A 23,394-nucleotide genomic window follows, 5' to 3' on the forward strand; every position below is an offset into this window, starting at 1 on the left:
GCTGAACAGCGACCCGCTTGCCTCGTCCGTCCCACGCATCGCCACCTCCTGCTGCCGCTGCCATGCCGGAAGTGAATCATGTTCTCATAACCGCGTCGAGGGCCGACTTTTTCAGCAGCCTGTTAATGCGGCGCGCGCGGTCAGCCCCCAGATTTGAGGCATGACACCGGCGCATCCGCGCCCCTGATCCAAGGAGAACCCCCATGTTCAAACGTCTTTGTTCCACCGCCATGATCTTTGGGGCCGCCGCCCTCGCCCCGCCGCCGCCCGCGCAGGCGCAGGCGATGACCTGCCTGCCGCGTGACGCCTTGGTCGAACGGCTGCAAGGCCGATACAACGAGCATCCCGCCGGTGGCGGGCTGCAAAACCCGCAACAATTGCTGGAGGTCTGGGCCTCGGACGAGAGCGGCAGTTTCACGGTTTTCGTGACCCGCCCCAACGGCGTGAGCTGCATCCTCGCGACCGGCCAGAACTGGACCGGAGCCACCAGAACGCAGCCCGACGCTGTGGCCGGGTAATCGCACGTTGCCCAATCACGGGGTGAGTGCTATCTGCCTTGCAAAATTCTCATGCAAGGAGCCACTTCGAGATGGCAAAGGATTATATCGTCAAGGACATCAGCCTGGCCGCTTACGGGCGCAAGGAACTGGATATTGCGGAAACCGAGATGCCGGGGCTGATGGCGCTGCGTGCGGAATATGGCGCGGCCAAGCCGCTTAAGGGTGCGCGCATTGTGGGCTCGCTGCACATGACGATCCAGACCGCCGTGCTGATCGAGACGCTGGTGGAGCTTGGGGCGGACGTGCGTTGGGCGTCGTGCAACATCTTCTCGACCCAAGATCACGCTGCGGCCGCGATCGCCGAGGGCGGCACGCCGGTCTTTGCGATCAAGGGGCAGACGCTGGAAGAGCATTGGGATTACCTCGACAAGTCCTTCCTGTTCGAAGACGGCCCCAACATGATCCTCGACGATGGCGGCGACGCGACGCTCTACGTTCTGCTGGGCGCGCGGGCCGAGGCTGGCGAAGATGTCATTCCGGTGCCCTCATCCGAAGAGGAAGAGGCCATCAAGGCGCAGATCAAGAAGCGGATGGCAGCAAGCCCCGGCTGGTTCACCAAGATCCGGGACCAGATTCAGGGCGTCTCCGAGGAGACCACCACGGGTGTGAACCGTCTCTACCAACTGGTGCGCGAGGGTCAGTTGCCCTTTCCGGCGATCAACGTCAACGATTCCGTGACCAAGTCGAAATTCGACAACAAGTACGGCTGCAAGGAAAGCCTCGTCGACGGTATCCGCCGCGCCACCGACACGATGATGGCCGGCAAGGTGGCCGTTGTCATGGGCTACGGCGATGTCGGCAAGGGCTCGGCGGCGTCGCTGCGCGGTGCCGGTGCCCGGGTCAAGGTGACAGAGGTCGATCCGATTTGCGCGCTTCAGGCTGCCATGGACGGGTTCGAGGTGGTGCTGCTGGAAGATGTGGTGTCGACTGCCGATATCTTCATCACCACCACCGGCAACAAGGATGTGATCCGGATCGAGCACATGCGCGCGATGAAGGACATGGCCATTGTTGGCAATATCGGCCATTTCGACAACGAGATCCAGGTGGCCAGCCTGAAGAACCACAAGTGGACAAACATCAAGGAACAAGTGGACATGATCGAGATGCCTTCGGGCAATCGGCTGATCCTGCTCAGCGAAGGCCGCTTGCTCAATCTCGGCAATGCCACCGGGCACCCCTCCTTTGTGATGTCCGCCAGCTTTACCAATCAGGTGCTGGCGCAGATCGAACTCTGGACCAAAGGCGATCAATACGACAATCAGGTCTATATTCTGCCTAAGCATCTCGATGAAAAGGTGGCGCGCCTGCATCTTGACCGGATCGGGGTGAGGCTGACCAAACTGGATGCCGAGCAGGCCGCCTATATCGGGGTGACGCCCGAGGGGCCGTTCAAGCCCGAGCATTATCGTTACTGATAGCCTGCCTGACCAAGACCAACACCAAGCGCCCGCAGCCTCAGCCTGCGGGCGTTTTGTTATCTTTCCGCCTGCGGGGAGGCTTCTGTCAAATTTCCCTTTGTATGGCAAAAAGCAGCGGCTATCGTGCCAGAAGCGTCATTTTGTGGGGCTTGGTGAAACGATATGCCGGCTGTTTGCCGGACTTACGGGAGAATGTTTATGGGAAAGCGTGACGACCTGATCGCCCAGTACGCGGATGATCTGCGCAACAAATGCGGGATGGAACCGGATATGGACCTGCTGAGCAAGGTGACCATTGGGTGCGGTCCGGCGATCTACAATGCCGACGCCTCAACCGTTGCGGGCAGCCAGCCGGATGAGCTGGAGACGGTCAAGAATAATTTCCTGATCAAGAAGCTGGGGCTCGCGGACACCCCGGCGCTGATGGATGCGATCAATCAGGTGCTTGAGACCTACGGAAAATCCGAGCGGAACAAGTATCGCGCGGTCGTCTATTACATGCTGACCAAGCATTTCGGCAAAGAATCTGTTTACGGCTGATTATCGGGTCGGTGTATGCCAATAGCGCCCGCCGCTCTCTCTGGCGGGCGTTTTTCGTGTGCGCTTAACTGAGAGTCCTGAAATCGCCGGTATCGAGCACCGGGGCGGCATCTATATCCTCTGCGTCCAGCATTGTCGCCACGCGTTCAAGTGAGGCCACGAGCTGAGCCTGCTCCCAATCCTCCAGTGTCTCGAACTTGCGCACATAGCGCTGTTGGAGCGCATCAGGTGCGCGGCGTATCGTGTCCCGGCCCGCCGCGGTGATGACTATATTGGTCTGACGACGGTCGGTCTGCGATTTCTCGCGCACGACGACGCCATGCTTGACGAGCTTGTCGACAAGTGCCGTGACCGTCGCTTGGGAGACGCGCATCTGTTGGGCGATTTGTGTCGCCGTGCAACTCTCCCAATCCGCCACGATCTGGAGGACCCGGAATTGCACTGCTGTCAGCCCGGCCGCACGCGCGAGAGATCGCCCGTAGATTTCGGTCGCTCTCAGAATGCGGCGCAGGGCGATCAGGCTCTGGTCTGTGCGGTCCATACGGGCCCCTCTTGTGATGGCTGTTATGGTCGCAAAGCTGCCGCTCAATTGCAATTTGATTTCTCCCCTACATGATAGTTTAGTTAGCTAATTAAATATATAGGACGTTTTGGAAGCGAAAATAAGGGAGTTTTTCATAGTAAGCGTATATAGCGATATTTCAGATGGAGCGGTTGATTTTTCAGATCGGTTGTTATATTTAGTCAAGCGAAGCAAATAGAGAGGTCACGCAACCTATGCGACATGCAATGGAAATGTTTCGGAAAGTCCTGCCGACCCTGCGCAAGCCATCGTCCGATGACGGCGCAGCGATCTGGGAGCTGATTCAGGCTTGCAAGCCGCTTGACGAGAACTCGATGTACTGCAACCTGATCCAATGCGATCATTTTCGCGACACCTGCATCGTTGCAGAGCTGAACGGCGAAATCGTAGGCTGGGTGTCTGGCTATATCTTGCCCGACGATCCGGAAACGTTCTTTGTTTGGCAGGTGGCCGTGTCCGAAAAGGCGCGCGGCACCGGCTTGGGCACTCTGATGTTGCGCGGGTTGCTGACGCGTGAAAACTGTAAGGGCGTAACCCGGCTGCAGACCACCATCACGCGCGACAACCCCGGCAGCTGGGCACTGTTCCGCAAGTTCAGTGATGTAAACGACGGTGAGCTGTCGAGCACGCCTTATTTTTCGAAGTCGCTGCATTTCAATGATCAGCACGACACGGAATACATGGTGACAATCGCCATGAAGGCACGGACCAAAAAGGCGGCCTGATCTTCGGGCCCCGCCGTTGCCTGTATCTCAATCACACAAAGGAACACGTTATGCCGACTGACATGTCAGCCGACCTATCCGTATTTGAGCGCCGCGAATCCGAGGCGCGCAGCTATTGCCGCAGCTTTCCCAAGTCCTTCGTCAAGGCGCAGGGCTCGGAGTTGACTGATGCGGAGGGCAAAACCTATATCGACTTTCTCGCCGGGTGCTCGTCGCTCAACTATGGGCACAACGACCCGGACATGAAAGCGGCGCTGATCGAGCATCTCAATGCTGACGGGATTACTCATGGTCTCGACATGCACAGCGATGCCAAGGCAGACTTCCTGACCGCGTTCGAGGACATCATCCTCAACCCGCGCGATATGAACTACAAGGTGATGATGACCGGCCCGACCGGCACCAACGCCGTCGAGGCGGCGATGAAGCTCGCGCGCAAGGTCACTGGCCGTCAGAATATCATTGCCTTCACCAACGGCTTTCACGGCATGACCATGGGCGCGCTGTCGTGCACCGGTAATGCCGGCAAACGCGCCGGGGCAGGCGGCGGACCCCTTTGTGGCACCACGCATATGCCCTTCGAGGGTGCGTTTGGTCAGGACATCGACAGCTTGCGAGTCATCGAGGAAATGCTTGGCAACCCGTCGAGCGGTGTCGATGCGCCTGCGGCTTTCATAATCGAGCCGGTGCAGGGCGAGGGCGGGCTCAATGCCGCGTCAACGGCCTTTATGAAGGGTATCGCGCGTCTGGCCAAAGAGCATGGCGCCTTGTTCATCGTCGATGACATTCAGGCGGGCTGTGGCCGCACCGGCACCTTCTTCAGCTTCGAAGAGATGGGCATCGAGCCGGATCTTATCCCGATGGCCAAGAGCTTTTCGGGCATGGGCCTGCCGTTTGCGGCCCTGCTGATCAAGCCCGAGCATGACATCTGGGGCCCGGCCGAGCATAACGGCACCTTCCGGGGCAACACCCATGCTTTCGTCACCGCGCGTGTCGCGCTGGAGAAGTTTTGGAAAGACGACACCTTCCAGAAGGAAATCGCGACCAAGGCCGAGATGCTGCGCGAGGCGCTGGAGCAGATCGCCGACAACATCCCCGGTGCACGGCTCAAGGGCCGCGGCATGATGCGGGGCGTCGATGTCGGCAATGGCGATCTGGCGGGCGAGATTTGCGCGCGGGCCTTTGAAAAAGGTCTCATCATCGAGACCTCGGGCGCGCATGACGAGGTGGTCAAGGTTCTGGCCCCGCTCACCACGCCCGAAGCCACCTTTGCCAAGGGGCTGGACATTCTCACCGAGGCCGCGCGCGACGTGACGGCCACAACCAAATACGCAGCGGAGTAACACGAATGATCGTCAGAGACTTCAACAAGATCATCGAGGAAGAGCGCAACCGGGTCGTCTCGGATGCACAATGGTCGAGCGTGCGGATGCTGCTGGCCGATGACGGGATGGGGTTTTCGTTCCACATCACCTTTCTGGAGCCGGGATCGGAGCACACGTTCGAGTACAAGAACCACTTCGAGAGCGTCTATTGCATGCAGGGCAAGGGCTCGATCACCGATATCGCCACCGGCGAGACGCATGAGATCAAGCCCGGCGTGATGTACGCGCTCGACAAGCATGATCGCCACATTCTGCGCGCTGAGGAAGAGCTAGTTATGGCTTGCTGCTTCAACCCGCCGGTGACCGGCAAGGAAGTGCATCAGGCCGATGGCTCTTACGCGCTGGAAGACAGCTAACAAAGGCTCGGGGGTGCGCCCCCCGGGAAGAGGGATATGACATTTCCAACCCATACCGTCGAGAAAATCGGCGGCACATCCATGAGCCGTGTGGCTGAATTGCTGGACACGCTCTTCATCGGGGATCGCGAGGGCGAGGCGCTCTATCATCGCGCCTTCGTCGTCTCGGCCTTTGGCGGGATCACCAACAAGCTGCTGGAGCACAAGAAATCCGGCACGCCGGGGGTGTATGGATTGTTTGCCAATGACGATGACGATCATGGTTGGCTTGATGCGCTCACAGAGGCGGGCCGCGCGATGACCGAGGCGCATGGCGATATCCTGGACCATCCCGGCGACCGCAGCATGGCGGATGAGTTCGTGCGCGAGCGGATCGAGGGCGCGCGCTCGTGTCTGTTTGACCTGCAGCGGCTGTGCTCTTACGGGCATTTCCGCCTCAGCGATCACATGCTGGTCATCCGCGAATTGCTCTCGGGGCTGGGCGAGGCGCACTCCGCTTTTGTGACCACGCTGTTGTTGCAGCGCGCAGGCGTCAACGCGCGCTTCATTGACCTCAGTGGCTGGCGCGACGAGACTGAGCATACCCTCTCGGAGCGTATCGCGCAGGGCTTGAACGATGTGGACCTCGCCAGCGAAATGCCCATTATCACCGGCTATGCGCAATGCACCGAAGGGCTGATGCGCGAATTTGACCGGGGCTACTCCGAGGTTACCTTCGCCCGCATCGCCGCCTATACGAGCGCGTCAGAGGCGATCATCCACAAGGAATTCCACCTGTCTTCTGCCGATCCCAACCTTGTCGGAGAGGACGCTGTGCGCAAGCTGGGGCACACCAATTACGACGTCGCCGATCAGCTCTCGAACCTGGGGATGGAGGCGATCCATCCCAAGGCCGCCAAGACCCTGCGTCAGGCCGAGGTGCCGCTGCGCGTGACCAACGCCTTTGATCCCGGCGATCCCGGCACGCTGATCGACGATCAGCCCGCCAAGGAGGCCAATGTAGAGATCGTGACCGGCCTCAAGGTCGTGGCATTGGAGCTGTTCGAACAGGACATGGTCGGCGTCAAAGGCTATGACGCGGCCATTCTCGAGGCGCTCAAACGGCACAATGTCTGGATCGTTTCCAAGACCTCGAACGCCAACACGATCACGCATTACGTGCATGCCTCGCTCAAGACGGTGCGCCGCGTGGCGCGCGATCTGGAAGAGCAGTTCACATCGGCCACCGTCTCGGCGCGCACATTGTCGCTGGTCTCGCCCATCGGCCGCGACCTGAGCGGGCTCAAGGTGCTGAGCCGGGGTTTGGCGGCGCTGGAGGATGCGGGCATCGAGGTGATCGCCGCGCATCAGACACCACGTGGCGTGGACGTGCAATTCGTGCTCCCCTCGGCGGATCTGGAGCCGGGCATCACCGCACTGCACCGGGTGCTGATCGAGGGCAAGGTGGCCCAAGTCCCTAAGCAGGCCGCCTGACGCGGGATCATCCGGTCAAGCCGGATGATGACAAGGAGATGTGTCAGTCGGCATATGACAATTTGAACCGAATGCGCGGCACTCTTCGTTTGGGGGCGCCGCGCTTTTTGTGTATGGTCAAGGGGTCAGGGCCAGGATGGCCGAGACCCAGTCAGTTACACGTGTGGTGCGTAGGGAGCACGTGGGGTAACGGAGGGTGTCGGTCAGGTTTGGTCGACATCCTCCGTTCGGGGTTTTCGTCCTGTGGTGTCTGCGTTGACACGAAGAGCAAAGACTGGGTGCGTTGCCGAGAGGTCGAGCGCAATCTCAGATGGCTCAACTATAGCCAGTCCCTCAGGATCGGAATCAATGGACGATCGGCCGGGGGCATGGGGTATGATCTCAAATCGCCCGCGCGGACCCATTTAAGAGCCTGGCCCTCTTGGCCCTGCGGAATGCCTTGCCATTTGCGGCAGGCAAAGAGAGGCATCAGCAGGTGAAAATCTTCGTAGGAATGGCTGGCGAACGTCAAAGGGGCCAGACAGCTGGCCCATGTGTCGATACCCAACTCTTCCTGCAATTCGCGGATCAGGGCGTGTTCGGGGGTCTCGCCCGGCTCGACCTTGCCGCCCGGAAACTCCCACAGCCCGGCCATGGATTTGCCCTCGGGGCGCTGCGTGAGCAGGATGCGCCCATCGACGTCGATGAGCGCGACCGCCGAAACCAGAACTGTTTTCACGACCGGTAATCCGCGTTGATGTCGATATAGCCGTGGGTCAGGTCACATGTCCAGACACGCGCGGTGCCGCCGCCCAGGCCCAGATCGACATGAATGACAATCTCTTCGTTTTTCATGTAGGCCGCCGCGCGCGCCTCGTCATAGTCGGGGCTGACAAAGCCCTCGCGCGCCACTTCCAGATCGCCGAACCAGATAGATAGCCGGTCGCGATCGGCCCGCGCGCCGGACTTGCCCACGGCCATAACCACGCGCCCCCAATTCGGGTCTTCGCCCGCCACTGCCGTCTTGATCAGCGGCGAATTGGCGATGGACTTGGCGTGGATATGCGCCTCTGCGTCCGAGGCGGCGCCGGTGACTGAAATCTCGACGAATTTCGTCGCGCCCTCACCATCCCGCACCACCTGATGCGCCAGATCGAGCATGACCCGGCGCAGCCCCTCCATGAAACCGACGCTGTTTTCGGTCACTCGAATGCCAGAGGCGCCGGTCGCCGCGACCAAAAGAGTGTCGGAGGTCGAAGTATCACTGTCCACGGTGATGCAGTTGAACGTCGTGCGGTTGAGCGCGCTGACCATGTCTTGCAGGATGCCCTGATCCATCGCCGCATCTGTGAAAATATAGACCAGCATCGTCGCCATGTCGGGCGCAATCATCCCCGAGCCTTTGGCGATGCCTGCTATGTGCACCGGCTGACCATCGACCGTGATCGTGGTGCCCGATCCCTTGGGAAAGGTATCGGTCGTCATGATCGCATGCGCCGCCGTCTCGATGGCCTGCGGCGAGAGCGCGGATTTGAGATCAGCGAGGCAGGCGGTGATGCGGTCATGCGCTAGCGGCTCGCCGATGACGCCGGTCGACGAGGAAAAGACACGGGCGGCCGAAATGCCAAGCGTTTCGGCCACGGCGCCAGTGACGGCCTCGACCGACTCGGCCCCGCGCCGCCCGGTAAAGGCGTTGGCATTGCCGGAATTGACCAGGATCGCGGCCCCGCCCGACGCCACGCCGCCGATTTTTTCCTGGCAATCCAACACCGCCGCCGAGCGCGTGGCAGAGCGGGTGAACACCCCTGCTACCGCAGTTCCCGGCGCGAGGGCTGCCAGCATCACGTCGGTACGGTCCTTGTAGCGCACCCCCGCCGCCGTGGTGGCAAAGCTCACCCCGGCGATCTCGGGCAGTGCGGGAAAGCCCGCCGGGGCCAGCGGGGAAAGCGGCGGTTTGGCGCCCATGGCTCAGTTCTCCAGCAAGTCGGTTTGGTTGATCAGTGCGGGATCGAAGGCGCTGGTATCTGCCTGATCGACCGTGGTCGCACTGCGAAGATCTGCGATATAGGCGTCGATTGCCGCTTGGCGAAGCTCGGCCAGAAGGTCTTGGCGCACCTCATCAAGACTTGGGCGCTCTTTCACCCGGGTCTCGTTCAGCTTGATCACGTGCCAGCCAAATTGCGTCTGCACCGGAGCCGAGATCGCGCCAACCTCGAGGGTGGTCACGGCTTCAGAGAACTCGGGCACCATGACGCCATCGCCAAACCAACCCAGATCACCGCCCGACGGGCCGGAAGGGCCTGTGGAGTGCTCTTGCGCGAGGGCGGTGAAATTGCCGCCGTTCTCCAGCTCTTCCACGAGTTTGAGGGCGTCTTCCTCGGTCTCGACCAGAATATGCGCGGCCTTGTACTCGGTGCCCGCATCGGCATCGGCATATTGAGTCTCATAGGCTTCTTGCAGTCGCTCATCGGTCATTTCAGCGTTGACCACCTCTTCGGCCACATCCGCCGCAAGCACGGCACGGCGTTCGTTCTCCAGCCGCCGGGCTGCCGCCGTGGACATTTCACCATCATGCGCCTGCATCAGCAGCTCTTGTTGAACAAGCTGGTTCAGAACGCCGGTGAATAGCGTCTCGGGCGGCACCTGATCGTACTGTTGGGGCAGGCCTGCGCGCAGTGAAAGCATGTGGCCAAGGGTGATCTCGGTGTCGCCCACGGTCGCCATTACCGTGTCGGCTGTGGGGGTGTCCTGAGCGATTGCCGGCGCAGAGATGGCGAGACCGGCGATCAGCGCGGCGTTCGAGAGCATATGACGGAGCATGAATTCATCCTTTGGTGTGGCGCGCGGCGCACGGGTGCGCGGGCGCGTGGCGTTGACACTCTACCGGCGGCCCCTTACATCGCCATGAGGCCAAGGCGGAACCGCCGTCTTGCGCCCGTTTTAGGGTGACGGGGCAAGCGGGGCAAGCGGTTGCCTGTCACGGATAGTCAAAACACCGGAACGGATAAAACATGTTGGGTATTGGATCGGTCGCCAAAAAGATCTTCGGCACCCCGAATGACCGTAAGATCAAGGCGACGCGCCAGATGATTGCCAGGATCAATGCGCTTGAACCTGAATATGAGGCGCTGAGCGATCAGGCGCTGATCGACAGGACCAACGATTTCCGCAACCGGATTGCCGGGGGCGAAAGCCTCGATTCGATCCTGCCGGAAGCGTTCGCGAATTGCCGCGAGGCTGCGCGCCGGGCGCTTGGCCTGCGGGCGTTCGACGTGCAGTTGATGGGCGGCATCTTTCTGCATCAGGGCAATATCTCTGAGATGAAGACCGGTGAGGGCAAGACGCTTGTTGCGACCTTGCCATGCTATCTCAATGCGCTGACGGGCAAGGGCGTGCATGTCGTCACGGTCAATGATTATCTCGCGCGCCGGGATGCCGAATGGATGGGCAAGGTCTTTGGCGCGCTGGGCATGACCACGGGTGTCGTCTATCCGCAACAGCCCGAGGCCGAAAAAAAGGCCGCTTATGCCGCTGACGTGACCTATGCCACAAACAACGAGCTCGGCTTCGATTATTTGCGCGACAACATGAAATCCTCACTCGAGGAGATGAACCAGCGCGGCCACAATTTCGCGGTCGTGGACGAGGTGGACAGCATCCTGATCGACGAGGCGCGCACGCCCCTGATCATTTCCGGCCCCAGTCAGGACCGGAGCGATCTGTATCAGTCGATCGACGCGCTGATTCCCGAATTGCAGGAAGATCACTACACGATTGACGAAAAGACCCGCAACGTGACCTTCACCGATGAGGGCAACGAGTTTCTGGAAGAATTGCTGCTCGCGCGTGGTGTGTTGCCCGAAGGCCAATCGCTCTATGATCCCGAGAGCACGACCATCGTGCATCACGTCAATCAGGGTCTGCGTGCGCACAAGCTGTTTCACAAGGACAAGGACTATATCGTACGCGGCGGCGAAGTTGTCCTGATCGACGAGTTCACTGGGCGTATGATGTCCGGGCGGCGGCTGTCCGAGGGTCTCCACCAGGCGATCGAAGCCAAGGAGGGCTGCGCGATCCAACCCGAGAACGTGACCCTCGCGCAGGTGACGTTCCAGAATTATTTCCGCCTGTACGACACGCTCTCGGGCATGACCGGCACTGCCGTGACAGAAGCCGAGGAATTTGCCGAAATCTATGGGCTCGGTGTGGTCGAGGTGCCGACCAACCGACCGATTGCGCGGATCGACAAGGATGATGCTGTCTATCGCACGGCGCGCGAGAAATTCGACGCCATCGTCGACGCCATTCGCGATGCGCATGGCAAGGGTCAGCCGACACTGGTCGGGACCACGTCTATCGAGAAATCCGAGATGCTGAGCAATTTGCTGACCGAGGCCGGTATCCCGCATAATGTCCTGAATGCGCGGCAGCATGAGAAAGAGGCGCAGATCATCGCGGACGCCGGCAAGCTGGGCGCCGTGACCATCGCCACCAACATGGCCGGGCGCGGGACCGACATCAAGCTGGGCGGCAATGTGGACTTTCAGATCATGGAGGCGATTGCGGCTGATCCCGAGGGCGACCCCGAAGAGATTCGCAAGCGTATCGAGGCGGACCATGACGCGGACGAAGAGGCCGTCAAGGCCGCAGGTGGTCTGTTCGTGCTCGCCACAGAACGCCACGAGAGCCGCCGCATCGACAACCAGCTGCGCGGTCGTTCAGGCCGTCAGGGCGACCCCGGCAAATCGGCCTTCTTTTTGAGCCTCGAAGATGACTTGATGCGCATCTTTGGCAGCGAGCGGTTGGAAAAGGTGCTTGCGACGCTCGGGATGAAGGAAGGCGAGGCGATCATTCACCCTTGGGTCAACAAGAGCCTTGAGCGCGCGCAGGCCAAAGTCGAAGCGCGAAACTTTGACATCCGCAAGCAGCTCTTGAAATTCGACGATGTGATGAACGAGCAGCGCAAGGTGATCTTCAAGCAGCGTCTCGACATCATGAAGGCCCAGGATCTGAGCGAGATCGTCAAGGACATGCGCGGCGAGGTGATCGACGATCTGGTCGATCAGTACATGCCGCCCAAGACATATGCCGACCAGTGGGACACTCAGGGTCTCTATGCCGCCGTGATCGAAAAGCTGAGCATGGACTTGCCGGTGATCGACTGGGCCGCCGAGGAAGGCGTGGACGACGACGAGATCATTGAACGGCTGGAAAAGGCCGCTGACGAGATGATGGCGGCCAAGGCGGCACAATTTGGTGCCGACAGCATGCGGATGATCGAAAAGCAGATCCTCTTGCAAACCATCGACGGCAAATGGCGCGAGCACCTTCTGACACTGGAGCATTTGCGCAGTGTTGTGGGCTTTCGCGGCTACGCACAACGCGACCCGCTCAACGAATACAAGAACGAGGCGTTCCAGCTATTCGAGAACATGCTCGACAGCTTGCGTATGGATGTGACGCAGAAACTCTCGCAGATCCGTCCGATGACCGAAGAAGAGCAGCAGCGACTCATGCAGGAAATGGCCGAGCAACGCGCTGCGATGATGGCCGAGGCGGATACCGGCACACCCGCCGAGACGCCGGAAACGGCGGCATCGGGATTCAATGAAGCTGATCCCGCAAGCTGGGGAAATCCGGGCCGCAACGACCAGTGCCCCTGTGGCTCTGGCAAGAAATTCAAGCATTGCCACGGGCGGCTGGCGTGACCTGAACGCCCGAATGACACCAATTCGGCGCCACAAGGGGGCCATTTTTGCACGTTAGACCATCCCTGATTGTTGACCAGTCAGGAGAGTGCAATGGCAAACGCCAGACGTTATATCACCGCAGGTGCCACGCTCGCCTGTGCGATGGGAATAGGCTATTTCATGCAGGCCGGTGCGACCGCACCCGTTCAGAGCGCGGCAATGGTCGGTCAGTTGCCGACTCTGGAGCGCCCGGTCGAAATCCGGCAGATCAAGCTGACATCGGCCGAGGTGGTGCCCCCGTTGACCGCACCGGAGCCTGCGGTCCTGCCCGCCGAGCCGGTAAAACTTGCCGTGGCCAAGGACGAGCCGCTGGACGAGGTGTTGCCCCAGGAAGAGGCGGCCCCCAGCTTTGTCTGCGACTTCGAGATGCAAGCCACTCCCCTGGCTGCTGCAATGGTCAAGGTGACGCTGGATGCGCCCTGCATGATCAATACGCGCTATACTCTGCATCACAACGGTATGATGTTCACCGCAGTCACGGATGAACAGGGTCAGAGCACGCTGTCCGTCCCCGCGCTGGCAGAGCAGGCGGTGTTTATCGCATCGTTCGACGAGGGCGACGGGGCGATTGCCACTGCGAATGTCGATACCCTCTCACTTTACGATCGTTATGTCGTTCAGTGGCGCGGGGCCGCAGGGCTGCATGTGCACGCCCTGGAATATGACGCCGGATTTGGCGAGGATGGGCATGTCTGGGCCGAGACGGGCCACGACATGGCGCGCGCGGCTTCTGGCGAGGGCGGCTTTCTCACGCGGTTGGGAGAGCAGGAAATGGATCAGGCGTTGATGGCCGAAGTCTATACCTTTCCCACAGGCACAGCCCCCCGTGCGGGCACCGTCGATGTCAGGGTCGAGGCCGAGATTACGACAGCCAATTGCGGACGCGATCTTGAGGCCCAGTCCATTGCCGTCACCACAGACGCAGCGCCAAAGGTGCAAGATATTGTGCTGGCAATGCCCGATTGCGAGGGCTTGGGTGACTTTCTGGTGTTGAAAAACCTGTTCAATGACCTGAAGATCGCGCGCAACTAGACGCGCGTCATTCGGGGGACAACTGATGGCAGGACTACGTGCGGCGATAATCGCCGCACTTTCATTTTGGATGATGCCGGGGCTGGCGGCGGCACAGGACGTCACGTTGCGGTCGCATGACGGGAGTGTCGAGATTTCCGGCAACCTTCTCGGGTTTGACGGCGAATTTTACCGCGTCGACACGATCTATGGCGAGTTGACCGTCGATGGCTCTGGTGTGGCCTGCGATGGCCCCGGATGTCCCAACCTTGAAAATTACGTCGCACGGATGGTGTTTTCAGGGGCACCTACGATCGGGCGCGTTCTGATGCCTGCACTGATCGAAGCGTTCGCGATACGCGGCGACTACGAGGTGACTCGCGAACAATTGAGCCCGCAGGAGACACGCTATGCGATCTCGGGTGGTGTGGATAGCGATCTCATTGGCGAGTTCATCTTTCGTCTGACAAATACAGACGAGGGCTTTGCTGATCTGCTGGCCAATGAGGCCGACATCGCCATGACGTTGCGTGAGGCGCGCCGCGACGAGGTGGAGCGCGCCCGTGACGCGGGGCTGGGTGATCTGACCGCACCGGGCCGTGCGCGCGTCCTCGCGCTTGATGCCCTCATACCGGTGGTCGCGCCTAGCAATCCGGTACAGGGCATCAGCCTGCGAGAGTTGTCGCGGGTTCTGGCGGGTGAGATTACCAATTGGTCGAGACTTGGCGGCCCCGACGCGCCTGTCGATGTGCATCTTTGGGAGGCGAGTACCGGCATCGGGCAGGCGAGTGTCGATCAGGTCCTCGTGCCGGACGGTCGGGAGTTGCTCGAAAAGGTGGTGCGGCACAAAGATGGCGCCGCCTTTGCCGAAGCGGTGGCGCGGGATCCGTTCGCGTTGGGCCTGACCACGCGCTCCGAACAGGGCAATACGTGGGAACTGGCCCTGACGGGGCAATGCGGCTTTGCCCTGCGTGCGACCCGCAGGGCGGTCAAGACCGAGGATTACCCGCTGACTGCACCGCTTTTTCTATATCTCCCGGCGCGGCGGTTTCCCAAGCTTGGGCGTGAATTTCTGACCTATCTGCGCGACCCCTCGGCGCAGCTGGTCATTCGGCGCGCCGGGTTTGTGGATCAAACCCCGGAAGAAATCGAGATCAATGCGCAGGGTGATCGCTTTGCCAATGCCATTGCGCAGGCCGGCGAGGAACTTGGGCTGACGGAGTTACAACGCATGGTGCAGGTTTTGTCGCCACTCAAGCGGCTTACCACGACATTTCGATTCGAGACCGGGTCCGTCAGGCTTGATGCTCAATCCCGGTCCAATGCCGAGCAATTGGCGCGTGCGATGGAGCTAGGGCTCTATGATGCGCGGCGTCTGGTTTTTGTCGGTTTCTCGGATGGTGAGGGGGCGGCCAACGCCAATCGCGAGATTGCCTTGCGACGGGCGGAAACCGTGCAACGCGCCGTGGTGCGGGCCGCAGAAACAGCGAATCTCGATCGGATCGGACTTGAAGCAGAAGCCTTTGGCGAGGCGATGCCGATGGCCTGTGACGATACAGCGTGGGGGCGGCAGGTGAACCGTCGAGTCGAGGTCTGGGTGCGCTAGTATGTGTTGCGTCGCGCTGGAAAGACCGCCCCGGGCATGACCCGGAGCGGCCGCGCTCTCAACAAGTGCGACAGGCGCTAACCGACGACGTTGAAATCCGTGCCGTAGGGATAGCCGGTGATGTTCTCGTTGCCGTCTTGGGTGATCACGAGAATGTCGTGCTCGCGGTAGCCGCCCGCGCCGGGCTGATCCGCGCCAAGCGTCAGCATCGGCTCCATCGAGATCACCATGCCCGGCTCCAGCACCGTGTCGATATCCTCGCGCAGTTCCAGCCCCGCCTCGCGGCCATAGTAATGGCTGAGAATGCCAAAGCTGTGGCCATAGCCGAAGGTGCGGTATTGCAGCAGGTCGCGGTCATTGAGGAATGCATTGATCTTGTGCGTGACCTCGGCGCAACTCACGCCCGGCTCCAAGAGCGACATGCCGTATTCATGGGCGGCGACATTCGCCTCCCAGATCGCTCGGCTGGCCGCGTCCACCTCTCCGGCGAACATGGTGCGTTCCAGCGCCACGTAATAGCCCGAGACCATCGGGAAGGCATTGAGCGACAGGATGTCGCCGCGTTTGATGGCGCGCGCCGTCACCGGGTTATGCGCGCCGTCGGTGTTGATGCCGGACTGGAACCATACCCATGTGTCGCGATATTCAGCGTCGGGGAAACGTCGTGCGATCTCCATTTCCATCGCATCGCGCCCCGCCATGGCGACGTCGATCTCGCGCGCCCCGATTTTAACGGCGTCGCGGATGGCATAGCCACCGACGTCCGCCACCTGCGCGCAGGACCGGATCAGGGCAATTTCAGCCTCGGATTTGCGCATCCGCTGGCGCATTGTGGCGGGGGCCACGTCCACCATCGTCAGCGGCTTGAGGAAATCCTCCAGCCTGTCGCGCTGCATCAGCGTCAGGTGATCGCCCTCGTAGCCGATGACGCCGCCCTCGCCTGCGACCTCGCGCACCGCGCGCCAGAAATTGTCGCGCTGCCAGTCGGTATAGGTGATGTTGTCGCAGAACGAGCGCCGCCACGGTTGCCCCGCGTCGATGCCCGCGCTGATCGTGACGCAGGCGGTTTCGGTCACGACAAGGCCATAGGGACGACCGAAGGAACAATAGAGAAAGCCCGAGTAATAGGCGATGTTGTGCATCGAGGTGAGGACAACGGCGCTGGCCCCCGCCTCCTCCATGAGCGCGCGCAGGCCCGCGACCCGCGCCTCGTATTCCGGGACGGCAAAGGGCAGCGGGGCCTTTTCGCCGTTGTGGAAATGGTAAAAGTCTGGACGTGCAGTCATAGTGACCCTCCTTGCAAAAGAAGGTCCCGGCGTTCAGGACTGTTGGGAAAGGCAACGTTGGGGCGACGCCATCGCCCGGGCCTGACGCCTGTCCTTGCCTAAAGCGCGCGCTCTGGCAAGATCATTTGTGATCGAGAGGGAGATTTGCGGCATGAACACGCAGGCGGGGGCGCGAAATTTGATCACCGATGTTGCCGGGCTGCGGGTGGGCAATGCGCAGGACATGGGCCTGCGCTCTGGCGTGACGGTGCTGGTGGCCGATTCGCCGTTTACCGCAGGGGTGCATATCATGGGCGGTGCGCCGGGCACGCGGGAGACTGATCTTCTGGCCCCCGACCGGGTGGTCGAGCAGGTCGACGCGCTTGTGCTCTCGGGCGGCTCGGCTTTTGGATTGGATGCCGCCTCGGGCGTGGCGGACGGGCTGCGCGAGGCCGGGCGCGGTTTTGACGTGGGCGGTATGCGCGTGCCGATTGTGCCCGGGGCGATCCTGTTCGATCTGCTGAATGGTGGGGAAAAGGACTGGTCGGAAAACCCCTACAAGGCCCTAGGTCGCGCGGCGCTTGAGGCGTCGGACGGACATTTTGCAATTGGTAGCATCGGCGCAGGCACAGGGGCGACCACAGCAAACCTTAAGGGTGGGCTTGGCTCTGCCTCGGTCGTTTTGCCCGATGGCACGACCGTGGGCGCGCTGGTCGCGGTCAATGCGCTTGGCTCTGCAACGGTTGGCGATGGCCCGGAGTTCTGGGCCGCCCCTTTCGAGGTGAACGGCGAGTTCGGCGGGCTCGGGCCCGCATCTGTCTATCCCGATCCACTGGCCGCCCCGACCAAATTGGCACAGCACGCCAACACGACGATTGGCATCGTTGCCACCGATGCGGCGCTGAGCCAGGCGCAGTGCACGCGGCTCGCCACTGTTGCGCATGACGGGTTTGCCCGCGCGTTGATGCCGTCCCATACCTTGATGGATGGCGACCTTGTGTTTGCTGCGGCCACCGGTGAAAGGCCCGCGCCCGATCTGGCGGGGCAGGTGATGTTGGGTCATGCGGCGGCCTGTGTCATGGCGCGGGCGATTGCGCGCGCGGTATATGCTGCGACACCTGCGGCAGGCGATCCACGGCCTGCATGGTGCGCAAGGTTTGGCTAGGGCGGAATCCCCTTGCAGACTCAGAGAGAGGGGCGTATACGCCCGTTAATAGCGGCGCTTTCGGGTCCACTCCGACAGTACCACCGGAGAATGTAACGGGCCGCGCGCCCGTTTTTTTGTGTTTGGGAATGATGACGAACGACCTGATTGCAAAGGCAGCGATTGATCGCCGCATGGCCGAGATCATCACACCGGTGATCGAGGACATGGGCTATGAACTGGTGCGCGTTCGCCTGATGGGCGGCAAGACGCATACGCTACAGATCATGGCGGACAAGCCCGAGGGCGGGATCGAGGTGGATGATTGCGCATTGATCAGCACTGCGGTGAGCGCGGTGCTGGATGTCGAGGATCCGATCATCGACGCCTATACGCTCGAAGTGTCGAGCCCCGGGATTGACCGCCCGCTGACGCGGCTCAAGGATTTCGAGGTGTTCGAAGGCTATGAGGCCAAGATCGAGACGGCCGAGATGATCGAGGGGCGCAAGCGGTTCAAGGGTGTGCTGGCCGGCGTTGAAGGCAGCGAAGTGTTGATCAATGTCGAGGAAGGCACGATCGGTCTGGAATTTGACTGGTTGAGCGATGCCAAGCTGGTGCTGACCGACGAGTTGATCCGCGACATGCTGCGCCAGCGCAAGGCGGCAGGCACACTAAACGAAGAAAATTTTGACGAGATTGAAACCGACAGCGGTTCTGAGGAGGACTGAAACCATGGCAATCACATCCGCCAACCAGCTGGAGCTGTTGCAGACCGCAGAAGCGGTGGCACGCGAGAAGATGATCGACCCGGCGCTGGTGGTCGAGGCGATGGAAGAGAGCCTCTCCCGTGCCGCCAAGAGCCGCTATGGCAGCGAAATGGATATCCGGGTCAATATCGACCGCAAAACCGGGCGCGCGACGTTCACCCGGGTGCGCACCGTGGTCGAGGACGAGGAGCTTGAGAATTATCAGGCCGAGTTCACCGTCGAGCAGGCCAAGCAATATCTCGATGACCCCAAGGTTGGCGATACCTTGGTCGAAGAGGTTCCGCCAGTGGAGATGGGCCGGATCGCAGCACAGAGCGCCAAGCAAGTGATCCTGCAAAAGGTGCGCGAGGCCGAGCGTGACCGCCAGTTCGAGGAATTTCAGGACCGCGTGGGCACGATCATCAATGGCGTGGTCAAGCGCGAGGAGTATGGCAACGTCATCGTCGATGTAGGTCGGGGCGAAGCTATCCTGCGCCGCAACGAGAAAATCGGACGCGAAGCCTATCGGCCCAATGACCGCGTGCGCTGCTACATCAAGGATGTCCGCCGCGAGCAGCGTGGGCCGCAGATATTCCTGAGCCGGACCGATCCGCAGTTCATGGCCGAGCTTTTCAAGATGGAAGTGCCGGAAATCTATGACGGTATCATCGAGATCAAGGCCGTTGCGCGCGATCCGGGGAGCCGGGCGAAGATCGCGGTGATCTCCTACGACGGGTCGATTGACCCGGTCGGTGCCTGCGTCGGTATGCGCGGCAGCCGGGTTCAGGCGGTGGTCAATGAGCTTCAGGGCGAGAAGATCGATATCATCCCTTGGAACGAGGATCAGCCGACGTTCCTCGTCAACGCATTGCAGCCCGCCGAGGTGAGCAAGGTGGTTCTTGACGAAGAGGCCGAGCGTATCGAGGTGGTCGTTCCCGAAGATCAGCTGTCGCTGGCCATCGGGCGTCGTGGGCAAAACGTGCGTCTGGCCAGCCAGCTGACGGGTCTCGACATCGATATCATGACCGAGGCCGAAGACAGCGAACGCCGTCAGAAGGAGTTCGAGGAACGCACCAAGCTGTTTGTCGATACGCTTGATCTGGACGAGTTCTTTGCGCAATTGCTCGTGTCCGAGGGCTTCACCAATCTCGAAGAGGTGGCCTATGTCGATCTTGACGAGCTCTTGGTGATTGATGGGGTCGACGAGGATACGGCCAACGAATTGCAGGCCAGGGCGCGAGATGTGCTGGAGGCGCAGGCCAAGCAGGCACTTGAGAAGGTGCGCGAGATGGGAGTCGAGGACAGCCTGATCAACTTTGAGGGGCTGACGCCGCAGATGGTTCAGGCCCTGGCCGAGGACGATGTGAAATCGCTTGAGGATTTTGCAACTTGTGCGGATTGGGAATTGGCCGGGGGCTGGACCACGGTCGATGGTGAGCGGGTCAAGGACGATGGGATCCTGGAGCAGTTTGACGTGTCGCTTGAAGAGGCGCAGAATATGGTCATGACGGCACGGGTCATGCTGGGCTGGGTCGATCCGGCCGACCTGGAGGCCAATGCCGACGAAACCGAGCTTGAGGGCGAAGAACAGGAGGCCGGGGCCTGATTCTCAGGCCTCGGAGGCATCTGATGGGGCGCGGTGGGCAACCCAAAGACCGGGATGACGGTCCTGAACGCAAGTGCATTGCCACGGGAGAGGTGCGCGCCAAGAGCGGATTGATCCGCTTTGTGGTCGGTCCCGAAGGGCAGATTGCCCCCGATTTGGCGGAAAAGTTGCCGGGTCGTGGTATCTGGGTGTCAGCAGAGCGCAAGGCGCTGGAGAAAGCATCCTCCAAGGGCTTGTTCGCCCGCGCGGCCAAGCAGCCCGTCAACGTTCCCGACGGGTTCGCCGATCGGGTCGAGGCGCTGCTCGTGCAGCGGGTCATCGGCCTGATCAGCCTCGCCCGCAAGGGTGGGCGCGCGGTCTCGGGCTATGAAAAGGTAAAGGATATGCTCGCGCGCGAGGACGCGCGCGTGCTCATTCAGGCCAGCGATGGCTCTGAACGAGGGAAATCGAAGCTGAGCACGCCGCATGGCGGCTCTTTCATAGGCTGGCTTACGGCGAATGAGCTGGGTCAGGCCTTTGGCCGACAAACCACAATTCACGCGGCACTGGGCGCTGGAGGTTTGTTGCAACGTGTTGTAGAGGAGGCGGCAAGACTGAAAGGTCTGCGCGTCTCGGACGGCGAGACTGCGCGCCGGAAAGGAAAGTAAGAGAATATGAGCGACAACGACGGAAAGAAACCTTTGGGTGTGCGTGGCGGCGGGTCCCGGCCGGGGAACGTGAAGCAAAGCTTCAGCCATGGACGGACCAAGAACGTCGTGGTGGAAACCAAACGCAAGCGCGTCGTCGTGCCCAAGCCCGGAGCGGGTGCTGCCGGCGGGTCGGCTGGTGCGGGCAAGTCTTCCGGTCCCGGCAGTTCTGCCAAGCGCCCTGCGGGCATCTCTGATGCCGAGATGGACCGCCGCATGAAGGCGCTCGCCGCCGCCAAGGCGCGCGAATCCGAAGAAGCCGCGCAGCGTGAGGCCGAGGAGAAAGCCCGCGAGGAAGAGCGCCAGCGTCGCCGCGATGAGGCCGAGGCAAAGGAACGCGAACAGCGCGAAGCCGAAGAGCGTGCCCGTGCCAAGGCCGAGGAAGACGAGCGCAAGAAGCGCGAATCCGAGCAAGCCGCCTTGAAGGCAGCCGCCTCGGCGGCAGAGCCGGATGCCGCGCCTGCGCCGTCCCGCACGCCTGCGCCGAAAGCGGCGCCGACGCCGCGCAAGCGTGACGACAACGACCAACAATCGCGCCGGGGCAAAGGCCGTGGCGGCGACGATGGCCGCCGCTCTGGCAAGCTGACGCTCAATCAGGCGCTCTCGGGCGGCGAGGGTGGCCGTCAGAAATCCATGGCCGCCATGAAGCGCAAGCAGGAGCGCGCGCGTCAGAAAGCCATGGGCGGTGCGCAAGAGCGCGAGAAGGTCGTCCGCGACGTGCAGCTGCCCGAGGTGATCGTTGTCTCGGAATTGGCGAATCGCATGGCCGAGCGCGTCGGTGACGTGGTCAAGGCGCTCATGCAGAATGGCATGATGGTCACGCAGAACCAGTCGGTCGATGCCGATACCGCCGAGCTGATCATCGAGGAGTTCGGTCACCGCGTTGTGCGTGTGAGCGACTCGGATGTCGAGGATGTCATCGCGCAAGTTGCTGACAAGTCTGAGGATCTCGTGTCGCGTCCGCCGGTGATTACCATCATGGGTCACGTGGACCACGGCAAGACATCGCTTCTGGATGCGATCCGCGACGCCAAGGTCGTGGCAGGAGAGGCTGGCGGCATCACTCAGCATATCGGGGCCTATCAGGTCACCACCGAAAGTGGCGCGGTGCTCAGCTTCCTCGATACGCCGGGTCACGCGGCCTTTACGTCGATGCGGGCGCGGGGTGCGCAGGTGACTGATATCGTGGTCCTTGTCGTGGCTGCCGATGACGCGGTCATGCCGCAGACCATCGAGGCGATCAACCATGCCAAGGCGGCAAAGGTGCCGATGATCGTGGCGATCAACAAGTGCGACAAGCCCGAGGCGAACCCCGACAAGGTACGTACCGACCTGTTGCAGCATGAAGTCGTTGTCGAGGCGATGTCGGGTGATGTTCAGGATGTCGAAGTGTCTGCCATCTCAGGTCAGGGGCTCGACGATCTGCTTGAGGCCATTGCGCTTCAGTCTGAGATCCTTGAACTCAAGGCCAACCCGAATCGCTCTGCCGAAGGCGCCGTGATCGAGGCGCAGCTCGATGTGGGCCGTGGGCCTGTGGCGACTGTGCTTGTTCAGAAGGGCACGTTGCGCCAGGGCGATATCTTTGTCGTCGGAGAACAATACGGCAAGGTGCGCGCGCTGATCAATGACCGTGGTGATCGCGTCAAGGAGGCTGGCCCCTCTGTGCCGGTTGAGGTGCTTGGCCTGAATGGTACGCCCGAGGCCGGTGATGTGCTCAACGTTGTCGATACCGAAGCGCAGGCGCGAGAGATCGCCGAATACCGCGCGAACGCCGCGAAAGAGAAACGTGCAGCGGCTGGGGCCGGTACATCGCTCGAACAATTGTTGGCCAAGGCCAAGGAAGATGAGAACCTCAAGGAGATGCCGATCGTCGTCAAGGCGGACGTGCAGGGCTCTGCCGAGGCGATTGTTCAAGCGATGGAGAAAATCGGCAATGACGAGGTGCGCGTGCGCGTCCTTCATTCAGGTGTCGGTGCGATAACGGAGTCCGATATCGGCCTCGCCGAGGCGTCGGGGGCACCTGTCTTTGGCTTTAACGTCCGGGCCAATGCGCCCGCGCGCAACAGCGCCAACCAGAAGGGCGTGGAGATCCGCTATTACTCGGTGATTTACGATCTCGTGGACGACGTGAAAGCGGCGGCAAGCGGCCTTCTGGGCAATGAAATTCGTGAGAAGTTCATCGGTTATGCGCAGATCAAGGAAGTCTTCAAGGTCACCGGTGTGGGCCGTGTCGCGGGTTGTCTCGTGACCGAAGGTATCGCAAGGCGCTCTGCCGGTGTGCGGCTTCTGCGCGACGACGTGGTGGTCCACGAGGGCACGCTCAAGACGCTCAAGCGTTTCAAGGACGAAGTCCCGGAGGTTATCTCGGGTCAGGAATGCGGTATGGCTTTCGAGAGCTACGATGATATTCGCCCCGGCGATGTGATCGAGATTTTCGAGCGCGAAGAGGTCGTTCGGACCTTGAAGTGAAGCCTCGTTTGCTCGGCAAAATGAGAAAAGAGCAGCCATCCCGGCTGCTCTTTTTCGTTTGACAGATACCGTTCAGTAGCAAAATGCAG

Annotated in this window: 20 protein-coding genes; 15 read left to right on the forward strand and 5 right to left on the reverse strand. The window is 61.2% G+C overall.

The window, feature by feature from the left end; genetic code table 11:
• Positions 1 to 203 precede the first annotated feature (203 nt).
• From Q0X85_RS06895 to Q0X85_RS06905, 3 genes are all read left to right on the forward strand, one after another.
• Positions 204 to 518, forward strand: coding sequence for a hypothetical protein (locus tag Q0X85_RS06895; RefSeq protein ID WP_297770793.1), 315 nt, complete (start codon positions 204 to 206; stop codon positions 516 to 518).
• A 71-nt stretch (positions 519 to 589) separates the two neighbouring features.
• Positions 590 to 1,978: an adenosylhomocysteinase gene (gene ahcY, locus Q0X85_RS06900; RefSeq protein ID WP_297770796.1), complete on the forward strand. Its 1,389-nt coding sequence runs from the start codon at positions 590 to 592 to the stop codon at positions 1,976 to 1,978.
• 201 nt (positions 1,979 to 2,179) lie between these two features.
• Entirely contained in the window at positions 2,180 to 2,521 is a 342-nt protein-coding gene (locus Q0X85_RS06905) for a DUF2853 family protein (RefSeq protein WP_297770799.1), read from the forward strand.
• Between the two features lie 64 nt (positions 2,522 to 2,585).
• Here the strand turns inward: Q0X85_RS06905 and Q0X85_RS06910 are convergent, their stop codons facing one another.
• Positions 2,586 to 3,062 (reverse strand): MarR family transcriptional regulator, encoded by a 477-nt coding sequence (locus tag Q0X85_RS06910; RefSeq protein ID WP_297770802.1) that lies wholly within the window; start codon positions 3,060 to 3,062, stop codon positions 2,586 to 2,588.
• A 248-nt stretch (positions 3,063 to 3,310) separates the two neighbouring features.
• On the opposite strand from Q0X85_RS06910, the gene ectA reads away from it, so the two are divergent.
• From ectA to Q0X85_RS06930, 4 genes are all read left to right on the forward strand, one after another.
• On the forward strand, positions 3,311 to 3,829 hold the full coding sequence (gene ectA / locus Q0X85_RS06915) for a diaminobutyrate acetyltransferase (protein ID WP_297770805.1): 519 nt from the start codon (positions 3,311 to 3,313) through the stop codon (positions 3,827 to 3,829).
• 62 nt (positions 3,830 to 3,891) lie between these two features.
• Positions 3,892 to 5,172 (forward strand): diaminobutyrate--2-oxoglutarate transaminase, encoded by a 1,281-nt coding sequence (gene ectB / locus Q0X85_RS06920; protein ID WP_297770807.1) that lies wholly within the window; start codon positions 3,892 to 3,894, stop codon positions 5,170 to 5,172.
• Positions 5,173 to 5,177: 5 nt separating this feature from the next.
• Entirely contained in the window at positions 5,178 to 5,570 is a 393-nt protein-coding gene (locus Q0X85_RS06925; RefSeq protein ID WP_050662811.1) for an ectoine synthase, read from the forward strand.
• A gap of 36 nt (positions 5,571 to 5,606) precedes the next feature.
• Positions 5,607 to 7,043 (forward strand): aspartate kinase, encoded by a 1,437-nt coding sequence (locus tag Q0X85_RS06930; protein ID WP_297770811.1) that lies wholly within the window; start codon positions 5,607 to 5,609, stop codon positions 7,041 to 7,043.
• A gap of 319 nt (positions 7,044 to 7,362) precedes the next feature.
• Here the strand turns inward: Q0X85_RS06930 and mutT are convergent, their stop codons facing one another.
• The 3 genes from mutT to Q0X85_RS06945 are packed head-to-tail and all read right to left on the reverse strand — an operon-like array spanning position 7,363 to position 9,842.
• Positions 7,363 to 7,761 carry an 8-oxo-dGTP diphosphatase MutT gene (mutT, locus tag Q0X85_RS06935; protein WP_297770814.1) on the reverse strand — a complete coding sequence of 133 codons (399 nt, stop codon included), beginning with the start codon at positions 7,759 to 7,761 and terminating at the stop codon, positions 7,363 to 7,365.
• Positions 7,758 to 8,987: a bifunctional glutamate N-acetyltransferase/amino-acid acetyltransferase ArgJ gene (gene argJ / locus Q0X85_RS06940; RefSeq protein ID WP_297770817.1), complete on the reverse strand. Its 1,230-nt coding sequence runs from the start codon at positions 8,985 to 8,987 to the stop codon at positions 7,758 to 7,760. Before argJ ends, mutT begins: the two co-directional genes overlap by 4 nt.
• A gap of 3 nt (positions 8,988 to 8,990) precedes the next feature.
• Positions 8,991 to 9,842, reverse strand: coding sequence for a peptidylprolyl isomerase (locus tag Q0X85_RS06945; protein WP_297770820.1), 852 nt, complete (start codon positions 9,840 to 9,842; stop codon positions 8,991 to 8,993).
• 191 nt (positions 9,843 to 10,033) lie between these two features.
• Here Q0X85_RS06945 and secA point away from each other — a divergent pair, with 191 nt between their 5' ends.
• From secA to Q0X85_RS06960, 3 genes are all read left to right on the forward strand, one after another.
• Positions 10,034 to 12,730, forward strand: coding sequence for a preprotein translocase subunit SecA (secA, locus tag Q0X85_RS06950; RefSeq protein WP_297770823.1), 2,697 nt, complete (start codon positions 10,034 to 10,036; stop codon positions 12,728 to 12,730).
• A gap of 93 nt (positions 12,731 to 12,823) precedes the next feature.
• Positions 12,824 to 13,804 carry a hypothetical protein gene (locus tag Q0X85_RS06955; RefSeq protein WP_297770825.1) on the forward strand — a complete coding sequence of 327 codons (981 nt, stop codon included), beginning with the start codon at positions 12,824 to 12,826 and terminating at the stop codon, positions 13,802 to 13,804.
• Positions 13,805 to 13,829: 25 nt separating this feature from the next.
• Positions 13,830 to 15,389: a phosphate ABC transporter substrate-binding/OmpA family protein gene (locus Q0X85_RS06960; RefSeq protein WP_297770828.1), complete on the forward strand. Its 1,560-nt coding sequence runs from the start codon at positions 13,830 to 13,832 to the stop codon at positions 15,387 to 15,389.
• A gap of 77 nt (positions 15,390 to 15,466) precedes the next feature.
• On the opposite strand, the gene Q0X85_RS06965 is transcribed toward Q0X85_RS06960, so the two are convergent.
• Complete coding sequence (locus tag Q0X85_RS06965) at positions 15,467 to 16,675, reverse strand: aminopeptidase P family protein (protein WP_297770832.1); 1,209 nt, start codon at positions 16,673 to 16,675, stop codon at positions 15,467 to 15,469.
• 151 nt (positions 16,676 to 16,826) lie between these two features.
• Here Q0X85_RS06965 and Q0X85_RS06970 point away from each other — a divergent pair, with 151 nt between their 5' ends.
• The 5 genes from Q0X85_RS06970 (at position 16,827) to infB (ending at position 23,305) form a co-directional block, all read left to right on the forward strand.
• The gene (locus Q0X85_RS06970; RefSeq protein WP_297770835.1) at positions 16,827 to 17,819 is read left to right on the forward strand and encodes a P1 family peptidase; all 993 of its coding nucleotides are present in this window, start codon (positions 16,827 to 16,829) and stop codon (positions 17,817 to 17,819) included.
• 131 nt (positions 17,820 to 17,950) lie between these two features.
• A complete protein-coding gene (gene rimP, locus Q0X85_RS06975; protein ID WP_297770837.1) occupies positions 17,951 to 18,526 on the forward strand; it encodes a ribosome maturation factor RimP in 576 nt (191 codons plus the stop codon).
• A gap of 4 nt (positions 18,527 to 18,530) precedes the next feature.
• Entirely contained in the window at positions 18,531 to 20,150 is a 1,620-nt protein-coding gene (gene nusA / locus Q0X85_RS06980; RefSeq protein WP_297770838.1) for a transcription termination factor NusA, read from the forward strand.
• A 23-nt stretch (positions 20,151 to 20,173) separates the two neighbouring features.
• Positions 20,174 to 20,797 (forward strand): RNA-binding protein, encoded by a 624-nt coding sequence (locus Q0X85_RS06985; protein WP_297770842.1) that lies wholly within the window; start codon positions 20,174 to 20,176, stop codon positions 20,795 to 20,797.
• A 6-nt stretch (positions 20,798 to 20,803) separates the two neighbouring features.
• A complete protein-coding gene (gene infB / locus Q0X85_RS06990) occupies positions 20,804 to 23,305 on the forward strand; it encodes a translation initiation factor IF-2 (protein ID WP_297770844.1) in 2,502 nt (833 codons plus the stop codon).
• Positions 23,306 to 23,394: the final 89 nt, after the last annotated feature.

This window comes from uncultured Roseovarius sp. (genome assembly GCF_947259555.1).
Taxonomy (GTDB): domain Bacteria; phylum Pseudomonadota; class Alphaproteobacteria; order Rhodobacterales; family Rhodobacteraceae; genus Roseovarius.